The organism is Kocuria sp. NPDC057446 (genome assembly GCF_042802875.1).
Taxonomy (GTDB): domain Bacteria; phylum Actinomycetota; class Actinomycetes; order Actinomycetales; family Micrococcaceae; genus Kocuria.
Genome location: NZ_JBHVDI010000010.1, coordinates 28,887 through 47,085, shown reverse-complemented (window position 1 = coordinate 47,085; position 18,199 = coordinate 28,887). Strand labels below are relative to the sequence as shown.

The 18,199-nt window shown below is 75.2% G+C and carries 15 protein-coding genes and 1 tRNA gene; 11 read left to right on the top strand and 5 right to left on the bottom strand.

The features are described from left to right. Nucleotides 1–49 precede the first annotated feature (49 nt). From ACFU0Y_RS02725 to ACFU0Y_RS02715, 3 genes are all read left to right on the top strand, one after another. Nucleotides 50–826, top strand: coding sequence for a creatininase (locus tag ACFU0Y_RS02725; protein WP_380212905.1), 777 nt, complete (start codon nucleotides 50–52; stop codon nucleotides 824–826). 7 nt (nucleotides 827–833) lie between these two features. Then, nucleotides 834–2,582 (top strand): BCCT family transporter, encoded by a 1,749-nt coding sequence (locus ACFU0Y_RS02720; protein WP_380212904.1) that lies wholly within the window; start codon nucleotides 834–836, stop codon nucleotides 2,580–2,582. 178 nt (nucleotides 2,583–2,760) lie between these two features. After that, on the top strand, nucleotides 2,761–3,582 hold the full coding sequence (locus ACFU0Y_RS02715) for an IclR family transcriptional regulator (RefSeq protein ID WP_380212903.1): 822 nt from the start codon (nucleotides 2,761–2,763) through the stop codon (nucleotides 3,580–3,582). 12 nt (nucleotides 3,583–3,594) lie between these two features. Here the strand turns inward: ACFU0Y_RS02715 and ACFU0Y_RS02710 are convergent, their stop codons facing one another. Together ACFU0Y_RS02710 and ACFU0Y_RS02705 are read right to left on the bottom strand one after the other, a co-directional pair. Further along, a complete protein-coding gene (locus ACFU0Y_RS02710) occupies nucleotides 3,595–4,776 on the bottom strand; it encodes an acyl-CoA dehydrogenase family protein (protein ID WP_380212902.1) in 1,182 nt (393 codons plus the stop codon). Continuing rightward, a complete protein-coding gene (locus ACFU0Y_RS02705; RefSeq protein ID WP_380212901.1) occupies nucleotides 4,773–5,447 on the bottom strand; it encodes a TetR/AcrR family transcriptional regulator in 675 nt (224 codons plus the stop codon). Before ACFU0Y_RS02705 ends, ACFU0Y_RS02710 begins: the two co-directional genes overlap by 4 nt. Before the next feature lie 124 nt (nucleotides 5,448–5,571). Here ACFU0Y_RS02705 and ACFU0Y_RS02700 point away from each other — a divergent pair, with 124 nt between their 5' ends. The 7 genes from ACFU0Y_RS02700 (at nucleotide 5,572) to ACFU0Y_RS02670 (ending at nucleotide 13,800) form a co-directional block, all read left to right on the top strand. Continuing rightward, complete coding sequence (locus ACFU0Y_RS02700; protein ID WP_380212900.1) at nucleotides 5,572–7,179, top strand: carboxyl transferase domain-containing protein; 1,608 nt, start codon at nucleotides 5,572–5,574, stop codon at nucleotides 7,177–7,179. Nucleotides 7,180–7,184: 5 nt separating this feature from the next. Beyond that, nucleotides 7,185–9,257, top strand: a complete 2,073-nt coding sequence (locus ACFU0Y_RS02695; protein WP_380212899.1) for a biotin carboxylase N-terminal domain-containing protein — start codon at nucleotides 7,185–7,187, stop codon at nucleotides 9,255–9,257. Then, the gene (locus ACFU0Y_RS02690) at nucleotides 9,254–10,414 is read left to right on the top strand and encodes an acyl-CoA dehydrogenase family protein (protein WP_380212898.1); all 1,161 of its coding nucleotides are present in this window, start codon (nucleotides 9,254–9,256) and stop codon (nucleotides 10,412–10,414) included. The genes ACFU0Y_RS02695 and ACFU0Y_RS02690 overlap by 4 nt, the downstream gene beginning before the upstream one ends. A 10-nt stretch (nucleotides 10,415–10,424) precedes the next feature. Beyond that, nucleotides 10,425–10,913, top strand: a complete 489-nt coding sequence (locus ACFU0Y_RS02685) for a MaoC family dehydratase (RefSeq protein ID WP_380212897.1) — start codon at nucleotides 10,425–10,427, stop codon at nucleotides 10,911–10,913. Nucleotides 10,914–11,020: 107 nt separating this feature from the next. Further along, entirely contained in the window at nucleotides 11,021–11,842 is an 822-nt protein-coding gene (locus ACFU0Y_RS02680; RefSeq protein WP_380212896.1) for an HpcH/HpaI aldolase/citrate lyase family protein, read from the top strand. Between the two features lie 85 nt (nucleotides 11,843–11,927). Beyond that, the gene (locus ACFU0Y_RS02675; protein ID WP_380212895.1) at nucleotides 11,928–12,752 is read left to right on the top strand and encodes an electron transfer flavoprotein subunit beta/FixA family protein; all 825 of its coding nucleotides are present in this window, start codon (nucleotides 11,928–11,930) and stop codon (nucleotides 12,750–12,752) included. A gap of 61 nt (nucleotides 12,753–12,813) precedes the next feature. Continuing rightward, the gene (locus ACFU0Y_RS02670; protein ID WP_380212894.1) at nucleotides 12,814–13,800 is read left to right on the top strand and encodes an electron transfer flavoprotein subunit alpha/FixB family protein; all 987 of its coding nucleotides are present in this window, start codon (nucleotides 12,814–12,816) and stop codon (nucleotides 13,798–13,800) included. Nucleotides 13,801–13,836: 36 nt separating this feature from the next. Here the strand turns inward: ACFU0Y_RS02670 and selB are convergent, their stop codons facing one another. The 3 genes from selB to ACFU0Y_RS02655 all read right to left on the bottom strand — a co-directional run bounded on the left by selB (nucleotide 13,837) and on the right by ACFU0Y_RS02655 (nucleotide 17,123). Further along, nucleotides 13,837–15,624, bottom strand: a complete 1,788-nt coding sequence (gene selB / locus ACFU0Y_RS02665) for a selenocysteine-specific translation elongation factor (RefSeq protein WP_380212908.1) — start codon at nucleotides 15,622–15,624, stop codon at nucleotides 13,837–13,839. A 2-nt stretch (nucleotides 15,625–15,626) separates the two neighbouring features. Then, on the bottom strand, nucleotides 15,627–16,964 hold the full coding sequence (selA, locus tag ACFU0Y_RS02660) for an L-seryl-tRNA(Sec) selenium transferase (protein WP_380212893.1): 1,338 nt from the start codon (nucleotides 16,962–16,964) through the stop codon (nucleotides 15,627–15,629). 64 nt (nucleotides 16,965–17,028) lie between these two features. After that, a tRNA-Sec gene (locus ACFU0Y_RS02655) sits at nucleotides 17,029–17,123 on the bottom strand. A 41-nt stretch (nucleotides 17,124–17,164) separates the two neighbouring features. Here ACFU0Y_RS02655 and selD point away from each other — a divergent pair. Continuing rightward, nucleotides 17,165–18,184 (top strand): selenide, water dikinase SelD, encoded by a 1,020-nt coding sequence (gene selD / locus ACFU0Y_RS02650; protein WP_380212892.1) that lies wholly within the window; start codon nucleotides 17,165–17,167, stop codon nucleotides 18,182–18,184. Nucleotides 18,185–18,199 lie beyond the last annotated feature (15 nt).

Below are 18,199 nucleotides of genomic sequence, written 5' to 3'. Positions count from 1 at the left end.
GCGCCACCGGGTCCACGGCACTCGCACCACGGCACACGGAAGGATCCCTGTGGTCAGCACCCGTTTCCTCGAAGACCTCGACGCGCACAGCTACCAGGACTACGCGTCCACCGGCCAGGGGCTGGTGCTCATCCCCACCGGGGCCACGGAGCAGCACGGGCCCCACATGCCGCTGGGCGTGGACGCCATGCTCGCCCGCGCCGTCTGCGCCGCCGCGGCGGAGGACCTCGACGCCCTGGTGGCGCCGGCCTTCTGCTACGGCTACAAGTCCCAGCCGCGCTCCGGCGGCGGCAACCACCGCACCGGCACCACCAGTCTCTCGGCCCAGGCCCTCATCGCGCAGACCAAGGACGTCGTGCTGGAGTTCTTCCGCCACGGCATCCGCCGGATCGCGGTGGTCAACGGCCACTTCGAGAACTACCAGTTCCTCTACGAAGGACTCGATCTCGCGGTGCGCGAGGCCCGGGCCGGTGGCCTCGACGACAGCCGGGCCCTGCTGCTCTCGTACTGGGACTTCGTCGACGAGCAGACCCTGGCGGCCGTCTTCCCCGACGGCTTCCTGGGCTGGGACATCGAGCACGGGGGCGTCCTCGAGACCTCGCTGATGCTCCACCTGCACCCCGAGAAGGTCGACATGTCCCGGGCCCCCGACCATCCCCCCGCTGAACTGGCCCCCTACGACGTTTTCCCCGAGGACCCCGCTCGCACCCCGAGCTCCGGGTGCCTCTCCTCTCCAGCCGGCGCGACCGCCCAGCGCGGCGAGCTGCTGCTCTCCACCGTCCGCACCGGCATCGTCCGGGCGGTCATCAGCGAGTTCGGGAAGTGAGAAACACATGAAGAAGTCACACGCCTCCGCGGCGGCCGCCACCGAGGCCGTGACCGTCCCGCGGTTCCGGGGACGGCACCTGCCGGCCCTGGACCGGCTCGTCATCACGGTCCTCCCGCCCCTGCTGATCATCGCCGTGCTGGTGGTGGTGACCCTGAACCCGGGCGGCGCCGCCGAGGCCATCTCCACGGCACGCACCTTCGTGACCGGGAACTTCACGTGGCTGTTCGTCCTCTACTCGCTCGTGGCGGTCGCCGTCTGCGTGTGGCTGGTCGTCAGCCGCGTCGGCTCGGTCCGTCTCGGCGGCCCGGACGTCCGCCCGGAGCACGGCAAGTTCGCCTGGTACTCCATGCTCTTCGCGTGCGGCCAGGGCATCGGGCTGATCTTCTGGTCGGTCGCCGAGCCGATCCTGCTCCGGGACGACAACCCCGTCGTGCCCGCGGGTCAGGACGGGGCGGCCGAGGGCGCCATGGTGTGGTCCTATTTCCACTGGGGCCTCACGGCCTGGGCCATGTACTGCGTGGTGGCGGTCTGCCTCGCCTACTCCCACCACAACCTCGGCAAGACCCTCACCTTCCGGGAGGCCACGGTCGACATCCTGCCGAAGTGGTCGCAGCGAGGGGCCGGCGTGGTCGTGGAGCTGCTGGCCATCATCGCCACCGTCCTGGGCCTGGCCACGTCCTTCGGCTTCGCCGCCCTCCAGTTCAGCTCGGGGCTCGCGTCCTTCACCGGGCTGTCCCCGAGCTCCGGGGTCTGGCTGCTGGTGATCCTGGGTCTCGGCGGACTCACCGCCGTCTCCGCGTTCTTCGGCATCAACAAGGGCATGAAGCGGATCAGCGAGCTCAACTCCGTGCTGAGCATCGTGCTGCTCGTGGCCGTGTTCGTCTTCGGTCCCACGATCTTCCTCATCTCCAACATCACGCAGACCTTCGGATCCTTCTTCGCCAACTTCCTGCCGATGAGCTTCTGGACGGACGCCGGCACCGCCGGTCAGGGCCTCTCGACCTGGCAGGACAGCTGGAACGGCTGGTGGACCGTGTTCATCTGGTGCTGGGTGATCGCCTTCAGCCCGTTCGTCGCCGGCTTCATCGCCCGCATCTCCCGCGGGCGGACCATCCGCGAGTTCGTCATCGGCGTCACCGTGGTCCCCTCCCTGATCGTGATGGCGTGGATCGGGGTGATCGGCTCGGCGGCCCTGCACTACGACGACCGCAGCGACCGCGGCATCTCCGCGGCGGTCGGGGCCGACACCTCCAGCGGCCTGTTCGTCATGCTGGAGTCCGTGCCGGTCGTCGGCTCGTTGCTGCTCGTGGTGGCCACCGTGCTCGTCGCCACGTACTACGTGACCTCCCTGGACTCCGGCGCCCACGCTCTGGCCGAGTTCGTCTCCGCGCCCCGGCGGGCCGGGCCCCTCTTCCGCGTGGTGCTCGTGGCCAGCATCGCCGCCGTGGCGGTCACGCTGCTCACGCTGGGCGGCACCGCGGTGGTCGACACGGTGCAGACCGGCACCATCATCGGCGCCTTCCCGTTCTCCTTCGTCATCCTGTTGATGATCGCGAACCTGATCCGCCGGCTGCTGACCCGCACCGCCGAGACCGAGCGCCTGGAGCGGGAGGTCAACGACCCCTCACCGGGTGCGGCCGGCGGCGACGGCGCCCCGGTGCTGGAGCGGGCGGCCCACGAGCCCCCGGCCCAGCCGTCCGAGGGGCCCGTCGTCGGCCGGGATCCGGTCCCGGACGCGCTCGTGCGGCCGTGACACCCCGCCCGCGGCCCCGGCCGCGGGCGGATCGTCCCGGGGTGCCGCCGCGGGACGACCGGGAGGCAGGACACGCTCCCGTCTCCGGGGCAGGGCACGACGACAGGACACGACAGCGATCCATGATGGTGGACCACGACGACGGAACCGCCCTCCGTGCAGGAGAATGAGAGATCCTATGACTGAATCACCGGCCAGTGCCTCCTCGCGCGACGCCCGCGCCGCCTCCGTCGTCTCCCACGCGCTGGGGGTGCTGCGCTGCTTCTCCGTGGACGAGCCGACGCTCGGGGTGACCGAGATCGCCGCCCGCGTGGGCCTGCACAAGAGCACCGTCTCCCGGCTCCTGGCCACCCTGGAGCGCGAGGACGTGGTGGAGCGCGATCCGCAGACGCGGCGCTACCGCCTGGGACTCGGCCTGATCTCCGTGGCCGGCCCGCTGCTCGCGGAGCTGGACGAGCGGCGGGTGGCGTACCCCGTGCTGCTCGAGCTGACCGAGCGCACCGGGGAGACCAGTGCGCTGCTGGTCTGGAACGGGGACCAGGCCGTGTGCGTGGAGCAGATCCCCAGTCCCCGCCAGATCAAGCACACCACTCCGCTGGGCACCCGGTACGGCACGGCCCTGAGCGCCTCGGTGCAGATCTTTCTCGCCGAGCAGCCGCCCGAGCGGGTCCGGGCGCTGCTGCTGTCCGGGATCGTCGAGCTGCCCGACCCCACCGAGGCGAGCATCGCGCTCTACCTGGAGTCCCTGCGGCAGGTCGCCGAGGACGGGGTGGCCCTCAACTACGGCAAGACCTCCGTGGAGGAGATCGGGGTCGCCGCCGCCGTCCGCGACCACCGGGACCAGCTGGTCGCGGCCGTCATGGTCGCCGCACCCCGTTACCGGGTCACGCCGGAGCAGGCCGAGCTGCTCGCGGCCGCCGCCGTCGCGGCGGCCCGGGAGGTGTCCCAGCGGCTCGGCGCCGCACCGGCGGAACGCCGGGCGTCGCTCGAGGCGCGCTGACCGGGGCGGGCCTCAGGTCTCCCCGGCCACCGCCCGCCCGATCGTCTCCCGCAGGATCTCGCTGGTGCCCCCGAAGATCGTCAGCAGCCGGGACGCGAGAAAGGCCTGCGCCACCGGGTAGTCGAGGATGTAGCCGTACCCGCCGTGCAGCTGCAGGCACCGGTCCGTGACGGTCTTGGCCCGCTCGCTCGCCCAGTACTTCGCCTTGGAGGCCCCGACGACGTCGAGGGCGCCGGCGTTGAAGGCGTGCACGGCCCGCTGCACGTAGGCCTCGACGACCTCCACCTCGACCGTCAGCTCCGCGAGCTCGAACCGGGTGTGCTGGAGGTCGAGCACCCGGGAGCCGAAGGCCGTCCGCTCGCCGGTGTACCGGAGGGTGCTGTCCAGGGTCGAGCGGGCTACGGCGCTCGCGGCCACGGCGACCGCCAGCCGCCCCTGCGGCAGCACCTGCTGGATCTGCCGCAGCCCGCCGCCCTCGGCGCCGACCAGGTTCGCGGCGGGCACCCGGACGTCCGCGAAGAACAGCTCGGCGGTGTCCGAGGCCCGCACCCCCATCTTGTCGAGCTGCCGGCCGGTCTCGTAGCCGGGGGAGTCCGCCCGGTGCACCAGGAACAGGCTGAGTCCGTCCTCCCCGGCGCGCCCGGCGCCTCCGTCCGTGCGCGCCAGGACGAGGGCGGCGTCCCCGCTGATCCCGTTGCCGATGAACGTCTTCTGCCCGGTGAGCACCCACTCCTCGCCGTCGCGCACGGCGCGGGTGCGCACCCCGCGCAGATCGGAGCCCGCGCCCGGCTCGGTCCAGGCCACGGAGGTGACGAGCTCGCCCGTCACCATGCGCGGCAGCCACCGATGCTTCTGCTCGGCGGTGCCGTGGGCGAGCAGGTGGGGCAGCACCCAGTCGTCGTGCAGGTGCAGGGCCAGGGCCACGCCGAGGGCGCCCTGGCGGACCAGTTCCTCGTCGAGCACCGCGCGGAAGCGGTAGTCGGTCAGGCCCATGCCCCCGAACTCCTCGGGCACGGCGAGGCCGAGCAGGCCCGCCTCGCCGGCGGCCGTCCACAGGGCCCGGGGCATCATGTGCTGGGCCTCCCACGCGGTGTAGTGCGGCGCCACCTCGCGGGTCGTGAACTCGCGGGCGAGCCCGCGGAACTCCTCGTGCTCCTCCTCGTAGAACGGCGGGGCGGCCGGTGTCTCGTTCACGGTGTGCCTCCTGTGCTGGCGGGCGTGGGGCCGAAGGCGGTGCGCAGCGCGGCCCAGGTCATCTCCTCGAGGGCGGCGCGGGCCACGTCGAGCCGCCCTGCGTCCTGCGGGGTGCGCAGCCGGCGCGCCGTGCGCAGCGAGTGGGGGGTGGAGTTGATGAGCCCGAAGGCGGCCTGCGCGCGCAGGGTGAGCTCCGCGACGTCGCGGGCGGGGGCCAGCTCGCGCAGGGCGTCCACCCACAGCGTCACGTAGCCGCGCTGCAGGGCGCGGACGGCCCGGCGGTCCTCGTCGGTGAGGTTCGGCAGCTCCCGGTCCTGCACCACGATCACGGCGGGACGGTGCAGCGCGAAGTCCACCTGGAAGGCGATGAGCGCCCGCAGCCGCCGGGCCGGATCGGGGGAGCGGGCCGCGACCTCCCGGCCACGGTCGAGCAGGTCGGAGCTGACCTCGAGGAGGATCGCGCCCAGCACGGCCTGCTTGCTGGGGAAGTGCCGGTAGACGGCGGGGCCGCTGACCCCCGCGGCCGCGCCGATGTCGTCGATCGAGACACCGGCGAAGCCGCGTTCGGCGAAGAGTGCCGCGGCGGCGGTGAGCAGGTCCTGGCGCCGCTGGGCCTTGGCCTGTCCGCGCACGGTGGTGGGCGGGGCGGGGCTGCGCTCGGTCTGGGTCACGGGTCCTGCTCTCGGGATCGGATTCCTGGACATTCTAGTGAGTCGCCACTAACCTGACCCTCAAGTTAGTACAGATTAACCGAGATGGCATCCCCGGGCCGCCGGCCGGGAGCGGGAGGAACGGATGCGCGTGCTGAGCACCCAGGCCGATCCGGACAGCGCGGAATACGCCGCCACCGAGGCGGCCCAGGCCGGCCTGGCCGAGGAGCTGGCCCGGCGCCTGGCGCGGGCGGCGCAGGGCGGTCCGGAGGCCTCCCGCGAGCGCCACACGGCCCGGGGCAAGCTTCTGCCGCGCGAGCGGGTGGAGCACCTGCTGGACACGGGCAGCCCGTTCCTGGAGATCGGCGCCCTGGCCGCGGAGGGGATGTACGACGACGAGTGCCCGGGGGCCGGCGTGATCGCCGGGATCGGCCTGGTCCACGGCCGGCAGGTGATGGTCGTGTGCAACGACGCGACGGTCAAGGGCGGCACGTACTTCCCCGTGACGGTCAAGAAGCACCTGCGCGCCCAGGAGATCGCCCTCGAGAACCGGCTGCCCTGCGTCTACCTCGTGGACTCCGGCGGGGCGTACCTGCCGCTGCAGGACGAGGTCTTCCCGGACCGGGAGCACTTCGGGCGGATCTTCTACCACCAGGCCAATCTCTCGGCGGCGGGGATCCCGCAGATCGCGGCCGTGCTCGGCTCCTGCACCGCGGGCGGGGCCTACGTCCCGGCGATGAGCGACGAGACCGTGATCGTGCGGAACCAGGGCACCATCTTCCTGGGCGGGCCGCCGCTGGTGAAGGCCGCCACCGGGGAGGAGGTCACCGCCGAGGAGCTCGGCGGCGGGGAGCTGCACGCCCGCACGTCCGGGGTGGCCGACCACCTCGCGGAGAACGACGCCCACGCCCTGCAGATCGTCCGCGACATCGTGGCGACCCTGCCCCCCGCCGGACCCCGGGCCTGGCCGGTGCGGGTGCCCGAGGCCCCGGCGGTGCCCGAGGCGCAGCTGCCCGGGGTGGTCCCGGTGGACCCGAACACCGGCTACGACGTGCACGAGGTCGTCGCCCGGCTCGTGGACGGCAGCCGCTTCGCGGAGTTCAAGGCCGAGTACGGCACCACGCTGGTCACCGGCTTCGCCCACGTCCACGGCCACCCCGTGGGCATCGTGGCCAACAACGGGGTGCTCTTCGGGGAGTCGGCGCTGAAGGGCGCGCACTTCGTCGAGCTGTGCGACCAGCGGGGGATCCCGCTGCTGTTCCTGCAGAACATCACCGGTTTCATGGTGGGCCGCGACTACGAGGCCGGTGGCATCGCCAAGCACGGCGCCAAGATGGTCACCGCGGTGGCCACCACCCGGGTGCCCAAGCTGACCGTGGTGATCGGCGGCTCCTTCGGGGCCGGCAACTACTCCATGTGCGGGCGGGCCTACTCCCCGCGATTCCTGTTCCTGTGGCCCCAGGCGAGGATCTCGGTGATGGGCGGGGCCCAGGCGGCCTCCGTGCTGGCCACGGTGAAGGCCGACCAGCTGGCCGCCCGCGGGCAGGAGTGGGACCCGGCCGAGCGCGAGGCGTTCATGGCGCCGATCCGCCGGCGGTACGAGGAGCAGGGCAGCCCCTGGTACTCCACCGCCCGGCTGTGGGACGACGGCGTGATCGCCCCCGCCGACACCCGGGAGGTGCTCGGGCTGGCCCTCGAGGTCTGCTCGCGCACCCCGCTGCCCGAGCCCGCCTTCGGCCTCTTCAGGATGTGACCCGCATGACCGCCAGCACGCCGCCGCGCCGCTTCGACGTCGTCCTCGTCGCCAACCGCGGGGAGATCGCCCGCCGGGTCCTGCGCACGCTGAGGGCGCTCGGGATCCGCTCGGTCGCGGTCCACAGCGAGGCCGACCGGGACGCCGTGCACGTGCGCGAGGCGGACGTGGCCGTGTGCCTGGGCCCGGCCGCCCCGGCGCAGAGCTATCTGCGGATCGACGCCGTGCTCGCGGCCGCGCGCGCCACCGGCGCGCAGGCGATCCACCCCGGCTACGGGTTCCTCTCCGAGAACGCCGACTTCGCCCGCGCCTGCGCGGCCGCGGGGATCGTGTTCATCGGACCCGGGCCCGAGGCGCTCGAGACGATGGGCGACAAGATCCGCGCCAAGCGGCACGTCTCCGCAGCCGGGGTGCCCACGGTCGCCGGGGTCGCGGAGCCCGGGCTCGACGACGACGCCCTGGTCGCCGCGGCCGCCGGGATGACGTACCCGATCCTGATCAAGCCCTCGGCCGGGGGCGGCGGCAAGGGCATGCACGTGGTGCGCAGCCCCGGCGAGCTGCCCGAGGCCCTGGCCACGGCCCGCCGGGTGGCCGAGGCCGCGTTCGGGGACGACACCCTGCTCCTCGAGCAGCTCGTCGAGTCCCCCCGGCACATCGAGGTGCAGGTCCTCGCCGACGCCCACGGGGCCGTGGTGCACCTGGGGGAGCGGGAGTGCTCCCTGCAGCGGCGGCACCAGAAGGTCATCGAGGAGGCCCCCTCGCCGCTGCTGGACGCCGCCGGCCGGGAGCGGATCGGGGAGGCCGCCTGCCGGGTGGCTCGCTCCGTCGGCTACACCGGGGCCGGCACCGTGGAGTTCCTGGTGCCCGCCGCGCAGCCCGGCACCTTCTTCTTCATGGAGATGAACACCCGCCTGCAGGTGGAGCACCCCGTCACCGAGCTGGTCACCGGCGTGGACCTCGTGGCCCAGCAGATCCGCGTCGCCGCGGGCGAGCCGCTGGGCCTGGCCCAGGAGGAGGTGGTGCTCACCGGCCACGCGGTCGAGGCGCGGCTCTACGCCGAGGACCCCGCCCGCGGCTTCCTGCCCACCGCCGGCACCGTGCTGGCGCTGGAGGAGGCCTCCGGCCCGGGGATCCGGGTGGACTCCGCGCTGGCGCCGGGGTTGCGCGTGGGCTCGGACTACGACCCGATGCTCGCCAAGGTCGTCGCCTGGGGGACCGACCGGACCGAGGCCCTGGACCGGCTCGACCTGGCCCTGGCGCAGACCGTGGTGCTCGGGCTGGGCACCAACACCGAGTACCTGCGCGCGCTGCTGGCCGATCCCGGGGTGCGCGCCGGGGACATGGACACCACCCTCATCGAGCGGCGCCTGCCGGAGCTGGAGTTCACGGCCCCCGACGAGAGCCACTTCGCCGCCGCGGCCGCCCACCTCGCCCGGCACCACCCCGAGGACCCGCGCCCCGCCGGGGACGCGAGTCCCTGGTCCCGCCCGGACGGCTGGCGGCCCACCGGCCGCGCCCGGCCCGCGGTGGTGCTCGCCCACGGGCTCGAGCAGCCCCGCCGGACCGTGGTGGACCCCGCCGTGCGCCTGAGCCCGCTGCCGGGGCGCCCGGCCGCGCACCTGCTCGAGACCGGCGGCACGTCGCGGGTGGTCCACGTGGCCGCCGGCGAGGACGGGGAGAGCGTCTGGGTGGGCGAGGACGGCTTCGCGGTCGAGCTCACCGTCCTGTCCCGGGAGCGCCGGCTCGAGCGCGCGCTCGCCGCCTTGGAGCGCACGGCAGGACCCGCCGCCCCGGAGCTGCACTCGCCCATGCCCGGCACCGTCGTGGCCGTCCCCGCCGCCACCGGGGAGCGGGTGGTCGAGGGCCAGACCGTGGTGGTGGTCGAGGCCATGAAGATGGAGCACCGCCTGACCGCGCCCACCGCCGGCACCGTGGAGCTCTCCGTGCGGGCCGGCGAGCAGGTGCGGCTGCACCAGCTGCTCGCCCGCGTGGTCCCCGACGTCGTCCCCGGACCGGACGCCCCCGGCCCCCGCCCGCAGACCGAGCCCCGCCCGACCGACGAGGAGCGCACCCCATGAACTTCGAGCTCGACGAGGAGTACCAGGACCTCTCCGACACCGTCCGCGACTTCGCCGACGAGGTGATCGCCCCGGTCTCCGCGCGCTACGACGCCGCCCACGAGTTCCCCTACGACGTCGTGGCGCAGATGGGGGAGATGGGACTGTTCGGCCTGCCCTTCCCCGAGGAGTACGGCGGGATGGGCGGGGACTACTTCGCCCTGTGCCTGGCGCTCGAGCAGATCGCCCGGGTCGACCAGTCCGTGGCCATCACCCTCGAGGCCGGGGTGTCGCTGGGCGCCATGCCGATCTTCCGCTTCGGCACCGAGGAGCAGAGGCAGCGGTGGCTCCCGGACCTCGCCGCGGGCCGGGCGCTCGCCGGGTTCGGCCTCACCGAGCCGGAGGCCGGCTCGGACGCCGGCGGCACCCGCACCACCGCCAGGCGGCAGGACGGGCAGTGGGTGGTCAACGGCGCCAAGGAGTTCATCACCAACTCCGGCACGGACATCACCAGCCTGGTCAACGTCACCGCGGTCACCGGCACCACGGAGCTGCCGGACGGACGCGTCCGGAAGGAGATCTCCACGATCATCGTCCCCACGGACACCCCCGGCTTCCGCGCCGAGAAGGCCTACGACAAGGTCGGCTGGAACGCCTCGGACACCCACCCGCTGTCCCTGCAGGACGTCCGGGTCCCGGAGGGAAACCTGCTCGGGGAGGAGGGCCGCGGCTACGCGAACTTCCTGTCCGTCCTGGACGAGGGCCGCATCGCCATCGCGGCCCTGGCCACCGGCGCGGCCCAGGGCTGCGTCGAGGAGTCCGTGCGCTGGGCCCGGGAGCGGCAGTCCTTCGGCCGCCCCATCGGCGAGAACCAGGCCGTCTCCTTCAAGATCGCCCGGATGCAGGCCCGTGCCCACACCGCCCGGCTGGCCTACTACGACGCCGCGTCCCGGATGCTCGCCGGGCGGCCGTTCAAGACGCAGGCCGCGATCGCCAAGCTCGTGGCCGGGGAGGCCGCGATGGACAACGCCCGGGACGCCACCCAGGTCTTCGGCGGCTACGGGTTCATCAACGAGTTCCGGGTGGCCCGCCACTACCGGGACGCCAAGATCCTCGAGGTCGGCGAGGGCACCACCGAGGTGCAGCTCATGCTCATCGCCCGCGAGCTCGGACTGTGAGGAGGCGGCCGTGACCGGGGAGCGCAAGGTGGTCCGCCAGCGCGGGCTGTGGTTCGAGGAGTTCGAGGTCGGCACGGTCTACGAGCACGCCCCGGGCCGGACCGTGACCGAGGCGGACAACGTGCTGTTCACGACCCTCACCATGAACACCCAGTCCCTGCACCTGGACGCGGCCTGGTCGTCGCGCCAGCCGTTCGGCCGGCGGCTGGTGAACTCCATGTTCACCCTCTCGACCCTCGTGGGGGCGTCCGTGGCCCAGCTGACCCAGGGCACCATCGTGGCGAACCTCGGCTTCGAGGAGGTGGCCTTCCCGCACCCGCTCTTCCACGGGGACACCCTGTACTCGTCCTCCGAGGTCCTCGGCGCGCGGGCCTCCGCGTCCCGGCCCGGGCAGGGCATCGTCCGCCTCCAGCACGTGGGCCGCACCCAGGACGGCGTCGTGGTCGCCCGGTGCACCCGCTCGGTGCTCGTGTGGTCCCGCGACGCCGCCCCGCAGTGACCGCGCCCCGATCCCCGCCGTCGTCCGCAGCCACCCGCCGCAACGACGTCCCCCCAGCCGCACCCCGCCGTCACACCCTGCAGCCACACCCCGGTGAAGGAGCCCCGATGACCGACCCGTTCACCCTCGGACCGGCCCTGCTGTTCTGCCCGGCCGACCGCCCCGAGCGCTACGCCAAGGCGGCCGAGCGCGCCGACGCCGTGATCCTCGACCTCGAGGACGCCGTGGCCCCGGCCGCCAAGTCCGCCGCCCGGGACGCCCTCGTGGCCACGCCCCTGGACCCCGCCCGGACGATCGTGCGGATCAACGCCGAGGACACCGAGGACTTCGCCCACGACCTCGTCGCCCTCCGGCACACCGGCTACAGCACCGTGATGCTGCCCAAGACCGCCTCCGCCGAACGGCTCGCCGTCGCCGCGGAGCTGGGTCTGCACCGGATCGTCGCGCTGTGCGAGACCGCGGAGGGGGTGGTCAACGCGGCCGAGATCGCCCGGGCCCCGAACGTGGTGGCGCTGATGTGGGGCGCCGAGGACCTCGTGGCCTCGCTCGGCGGCAGCTCGTCCCGGCGCCCGGACGGCGCCTACCGGGACGTGGCCCGCCACGCCCGCTCGGCCGTGCTGCTCGCGGCGGGCGCCGCCGGCCGGCCCGCGATCGACGCGGTGCACGTGGACATCGCCGACCTCGACGGGCTGCGCGAGGAGGCCCTCGACGCCGTGGCCTCCGGCTTCGCGGCCACCGCCTGCGTCCACCCGGAGCAGGTCGGGACCGTCCGCGCCGCCTACCGGCCCGGCGCCGAGGAGGTCGAGGCCGCCCGCGAGCTGCTCGCCGCGGCCCGCCGCACCCCCGGCGTCTTCGCGTTCCGCGGCCGGATGGTCGACGAGCCCCTGCTCCGCCACGCCGAGCGCCTCGTGCACCGCGCGGACGCCTGACCGGACCGCCCGACCCGCTCCGCACCGACCCGCTCCGCACCGACCCGCACCGACCCGTCCTACCCCGTTCCGTCCGGAGGAGACCATGAGCCAGCCCCTGACGATCGTCGTCCCCGTCAAGCACGTCCCCGACGCCGCGGGGGACCGGCTCCTCGCCGGGACGCCGCCGCTGCTCGACCGCTCGTCCGGGATCCTCTCCGAGCTCGACGAGTACGCCCTCGAGGCCGCCGTGCAGATCGTCGAGACGCACGGCGGCGCCGCGGCCGGGCACCGCGTGCTGGCCCTCACCGTGGGGCCCGCAGGCGCGCGGGACGCGCTCAAGCGCGCCCTCCAGCTGGGCGCCGACGCCGGGTTCCACGTGCTCGACGACGCCCTCACCGGCTCGGACGCCTGGGTCACCGCACGGGTGCTCGCCGCGGCGGTGCAGCGGATCGCCGCCGAGGAGGACCGGGCCGTGGACCTGGTGCTCACCGGGATGGCCTCCACCGACGGCGAGACGTCCCTGGTCCCCGGGCAGCTCGCCGAGCGGCTCGGTCTCGCCCACGTCGGCTTCGCGAGCTCCCTGGCCCCGGCCGAGGACGGCGCCTCGCTCACGGCCGTCCGGCACACCGAGACCGAGGCCCTGCGGATCGCCGTGGACCTCCCGGCGCTCGTGGCCGTGACGGACCAGGTCAACACCCCGCGCTATCCCAACTTCAAGGCGATCGTGGCCGCCAAGAAGAAGCCCGTGCAGACGTGGTCGGTCACCGACCTCGGCCTCGACGCCGGCGCCGTGGGTTCCGCGGGCTCGCTCACCGAGGTGCTCGACGCCGTGCCGCGCCCGCCCCGGACCGCCGGGGAGGTCGTGCACGACGACGGCGAGGGCGGCATCCGCCTCGCCGAGTTCCTCGTGGCCCGCAAGCTCGTCTGACCCCGGCCGCCCCCGGGACCCGTTGCACGCGCCCGCCCGCCGGGCAGGAGGAGGAACCACCATGACCCCGACCCCGACGACCGCGAACTCGACCACGGCCCTGGTGGTGCTGGCGGCCACCGATCGGCTGCGCCGCGCCGACCGGGAGCTGCTCGTGCTCGCGGGCACCGTGGGCGAGACGCACGTCGTCGTCCCGGACGCACCCGGCGACGCCCTGCTCGACGCGCTCGCCGCCCACGCGGTGCGCACCGTGCACGCGCCGGAGGGCGGGCCCGGCGACCGGCTCACCACCCCGGCCGTCGCGCTCGCGGAGGCCGCCGCCCGGGAGACCGGTGCCACCGTGCTCCTGCTCGCCGCCACCCCCGAGGCCGCCGACGTCGCCGCGCACCTCGGGGTGCGGCTCGAGGCCGGGGTGATCACCGACGTGGTGGCCCTCGACGCCGACCGCGTCGCCACCAAGTCCGTGCTCGCCGGGGGCTGGACCACCCGGTGCCGGGCCACGAGCCCGGTGCTGATCGCGACCGTCCGCCCGAACGCGGTCGAGCTCCCGGCCGACGTCGCCGCCGCGGCACCGGCCGAGGCGCAGCGCCCGCGGGTGCGCACGCACGCGCTCCGGGACACCGGGCCGGCGGCCCGGGTGGTGGGCCGTGCCGGGCTGCCGGCCTCCGGGCGCCCGGCGCTGGGCGAGGCGCGCGTGGTCGTGGCCGGCGGCCGCGGCACGGGCGGGGACTTCGGTCCGCTCGAGCAGCTCGCGGACGTCCTCGGCGGGGCCGTCGGTGCCTCCCGCGCGGCGGTGGACGCGGGCTGGATCGGCCCCGAGGCGCAGGTGGGCCAGACCGGCCGCACCGTCTCCCCGCAGCTCTACGTCTCCTGCGGGATCTCGGGAGCCGTCCAGCAGCGCGCGGGGATGCAGACGGCGGGCACCATCGTGGCCGTGAACCAGGACGAGCAGGCGCCGGTCTTCGAGATCGCCGACCTCGGCATCGTGGGCGACCTGCGGACGGTGCTGCCCCAGGCCGTCGAGCACCTCCGGGCGCTGCGCGGATAGGCGCCGGGCGGCGGGGCTCGGCCCCGGGCCGTCGGCTCAGCGCACCACCGTGCGGTGGCCGGCGTCCAGGCGCCGGGTCCAGCCGCGGGCGTCGAGGTGCTCGAGCAGCGGGATCGCGACGCGCCGGGAGGTGCCGAGCGCCTGGCGCGCCTGGCTCGTGGTGAAGGGCTGCGGCAACCGGGCGAGCTCGCGCATGGCCAGTGCGGGGGCGGTGGGCAGGAGCACCACGCCGTCCCCCAGCCGGAGCAGCCGGCCGGTGCGCTCGGCCGCGGCGAGCTCCCGGGAGCCGAGCCGCAGCGCCGTCAGGTCGTCGGCCTCCGGGCTCCGGAACGGCTCGGCCGCGAGCCGCCGCTCCAGCTCGAGCACCGCGGCCTCGTGGGCGCCGAGCCCCGCGCGGTGCTGCGGGGAGCGGATGTGCCCGCCGTCCTGGACCAGTCCCGCCCCGCGGACCACGGGCTCGACCAGCGCGGCGTCCGGCAGCGCGAGCAGGTCGCGGGCGGCGCCCCGCGAGAGACCCGCGGCCAGGGGGTCGCGGGCGTGCAGGTCCTCCACCGCGGTGCGCAGCCGCTGCGTCCAGGAGTCGAGCACCGGGGCGTGCACCCACCAGTCGCCGAGCACGCGCACGTCGCCGGGCGGGACGGCGCCGGCGGCCGGCAGCCCGAGGCGGTGCAGGTGCTGTGCCTGCACGGCGCCGCGGCGGGCCACCTCCACCAGGACGTCGCCGCGGACGTCCATGCCGGTGAGCCGGGCGGCCCGGCGGGCCCGGTCGCCGCGCCGTCGCAGGGCCGGCGGATCGGCGTCGAGGACCTGGGCACCGCCGAGCACCGAGCGGCTGCCCGGGTCGCGCAGCACCAGTCGGTCCCCGAGGACCAGGGGCAGGGGCCTGTCGAGGACCAGCCGGGCGTGGTCGTCGTCGAACGGGCTCAGCCGGGCGGGCACCGCCGCGGTGCCGGCGTGGACCACGAGCTGCTCGGCGGTGTCCCGGAAGGCGGGTCCGGTGGCCCGGCGGACGTCGAGGACGCCGGTGAGCGGCCAGGTACCGGGGGTGACCAGGGCGTCGCCGCGGTGCACGTCGGTGGCCGGGACCCCGCGCAGGTTGAGCGCCACCCGGGTGTGCGGCTCCAGCGCCGTGTGCGGCACGTTGCGGCTGTGCATGCCCCGGACCACGACCGGCACGGCCTCGCCGTGGCCGAGCAGGTGCAGCCGGTCGCCCTGCCGGAGCGATCCCGCGGTCAGCGTGCCGGTCACCACGGTGCCGGACCCGGTGATCGTGAACGACCGGTCCACCCACAGCCGCAGCCGTCCCGCGGCCGGTTCGGGCGCCCGCGCCAGGACGTCGTCGAGGACGGCGCGCAGCTCGGTCAGGCCCGTGCCCTCGAGAGCCGAGACGGCGACGGCGGGCGCGTCGCGCAGACCGGTCGCGGCCAGCTCCGCGCGGACCTGGGCGAGCACCTCGCCGGTGCGTCCAGGGGCCCGGTCGGCCCGGGTCAGCACCACCACGCCGTGCTCGATGCCGAGGGCCGCGACGGCGTCGCGGTGGTCGCTCGACTGGGCCTGCCAGCCCTCGTCGACCGCGACGACGAAGCACACGACGGGCGCCGGGCCCAGGCCGGCGAGCATGTTGCCGAGGAAGCGCTCGTGGCCCGGGACGTCCACGAAGGCCACGTCCCGCCCGGACGGCAGCGTGGTCCAGGCGTAGCCCAGGTCGATGGTCAGCCCGCGGCGGCGCTCCTCCTCCCACCGGTCGGGCTCCATGCCGGTGAGGGCGCGCACCAGGGTGCTCTTGCCGTGGTCGACGTGCCCGGCCGTGGCGACGACGTGCACGCTCACCGGGCCCCTCCCGGGCCGCCGTCCGCCCCGGCGAGGGCGCTCAGGGCCGCCTGCACCGCGGTGAGCAGGCGCTCGTCGTCGGACTCGGGCACGCAGCGCAGGTCCAGCAGGCACGCGCCGTCGTGCACCCGCGGGAGCACGGCGGGGCGGCCGGTGCGCAGCAGCGGGGCCGCCGCCTCGGGCAGCCGGACGGCCCAGCCCGGCAGGGGCACGCCCGGCGCGCCGCCGCCGCCGACGCGGCCGTCGTGGGCGACCACCGGCGCGCCGGCGGCCGCGCCGAGCCGCTCGGCCCGGTCGCGGAGCCGCTGCGGATCCGCGTGCAGCGCGCGCACGACCGGGGCGGGCCCGCCGGTGAGCGTGGCCTCCAGCGCGGCGAGGGCGAGCTTGTCCGCGCGGACGGCCCGGGCGAGGGGGTGGGCGGCCAGCCGGGCGACGACGTCGGCGCCGCCGAGCACCAGACCGGCCTGCGGACCGCCGAGCAGCTTGTCGCCGCTGGCGATGACGATGTCGGCGCCGCCCTCCAGGGCGGTGGCGGCGTCGGGCTCGGACGGCAGCCGCGGGTCGGGGGTCAGGAGCCCGCTGCCGAGGTCGGCCACCAGGGGCAGGCCGTGGGCCCGGGCCAGCGGCCGCACATCGTCCACCCCGACGCCCGAGGTGAACCCCTCCAGCCGGAAGTTGCTCGGGTGCACCTTGAGCAGGCAGCCGGTCTCCGGGCCGATCGCCTCGGCGTAGTCGCGCAGGTGGGTCCGGTTGGTCGTGCCCACCTCGCGCAGCCGGGCGCCGGTCGACTCGATCAGCTCCGGCAGCCGGAAGCCGGCCCCGATCTCGACGAGCTCGCCGCGGCTGATCACCACCTCGCGGCCGGCGGCCAGGGCCGTCGTGGCCAGCACCAGGGCGGCCGCGCCGTTGTTGACGACCAGCGCCTCCTCGGCGGGCGGGCAGGCCGCGAGCAGGGCCGCCCGGGCCGCCGCGCCGCGGCGGGAGCGGGTGCCGCTCACCAGGTCGAGCTCCACGTCGACGTACCCGCCGGCCGTGACCAGGGCGTCGAGGGCGGCCGCGGACAGCGGGGCGCGGCCGAGGTTGGTGTGCACCACCACGCCGGTGGCGTTGAGCACCGGCGTGAGGCTCGAGGCGGAGCGGGCCCCGAGCGCGGCGAGCACCGCCGGCTCGACCTCGTCCGGGGCGATCTCACCCCGCCGGGCCCGGTCCTGGGTCTCGCGGACCAGGTCGCGGACGACGTCCTCGCTCAACCGCTCGCGGGCCCGGCGGACGGGCGGCAGGGCCAGCAGCTGATCGGTGCGCGGGATCAGCCGGCGCGGGTCGTCCAGGGCCACAGGACCTCCTCGTCGGGCGGCACGCGGTGCGGGTGGGCGGTGCGCGGGTGGGCAGCGCAGAGGTTGGCGGAGGCGGACGGGAATCGAACCCGCCAGGCCGAGGTGCTCGGCCTCACCGGTTTTGAAGACCGGGGGGCCCACCAGGACCCGGACGCCTCCGCCACCTAACCTAGCACCGCCGTGGCCAGTAGGCTGACGGCATGGAACAGACCGAGACGTCCGCCCCGCCCCCGCCCGCGACCGGGGCGGTCCGGCTGACCGGCTTCGCCCACGGCGGCGGGTGCGCGTGCAAGATCCCTCCCGGCGAGCTCGAGGACGCTGTCCGGGGCCTCACGGGTCGGCCGGGGGCCGGGGTGCTGGTCGGTCTCGACGACGGCGACGACGCCGCGGCCGTCCTGGTGGGCGATGACCTCGCGGTGCTCTCCACCGCCGACTTCTTCACCCCGGTCGTCGACGACGCCTACGACTGGGGCCGGATCGCCGCCGCGAACGCGCTCTCGGACGTCTACGCCATGGGCGGGCGCCCGGTCATGGCGATCAACCTGGTCGGGTGGCCGCGGGAGAAGCTGCCGATGGAGCTGCTGACGGAGGTGCTCCGCGGCGGTCTGGCGGTCGCGTCCGAGGCGGGGTGCCCGGTGATCGGCGGGCACTCCATCGACGACCCGGAGCCCAAGTACGGCATGGCCGTCACCGGTGTGGCCGACCCGCACCGGCTGCTGCGCAACGACGCCGCCGCCCCGGGGCTGCCCCTCACCCTCACCAAGCCGATCGGCGTGGGGCTGCTCAACAACCGGCACAAGGCGACCGGCGAGGTGTTCGAGGAGGCGATCGCCACGATGACCCGGCTCAACCGGGACGCGGCCGATGCGGCGCTGGCGGCCGGGGCCCGGGCGGCCACCGACGTCACCGGCTTCGGGCTGCTCGGGCACCTGCACAAGCTGTGCCGTGCCTCCGGGGTCGGCGCGGTGCTCGACCGCGGCGCCGTGCCCCTCGTCGAGGGCGCGGCGCAGGCGCTGCGCGACGGCTACGTCTCCGGCGGGACCCGCCGCAACCTCGACTGGGTGCGCCCGCACCTGCGGGCCGCGAGCGGCGTCACCGAGGACGACCTGCTGCTGCTGGCCGACGCGCAGACCTCGGGCGGCCTGCTGGTCGTCGGCGAGGTGCCCGGACACCCCGTGGTCGGCCACACGGTCGCGGGGTCCGGGATCGAGGTGCGCTGAGCCCCGCCCGGGGAC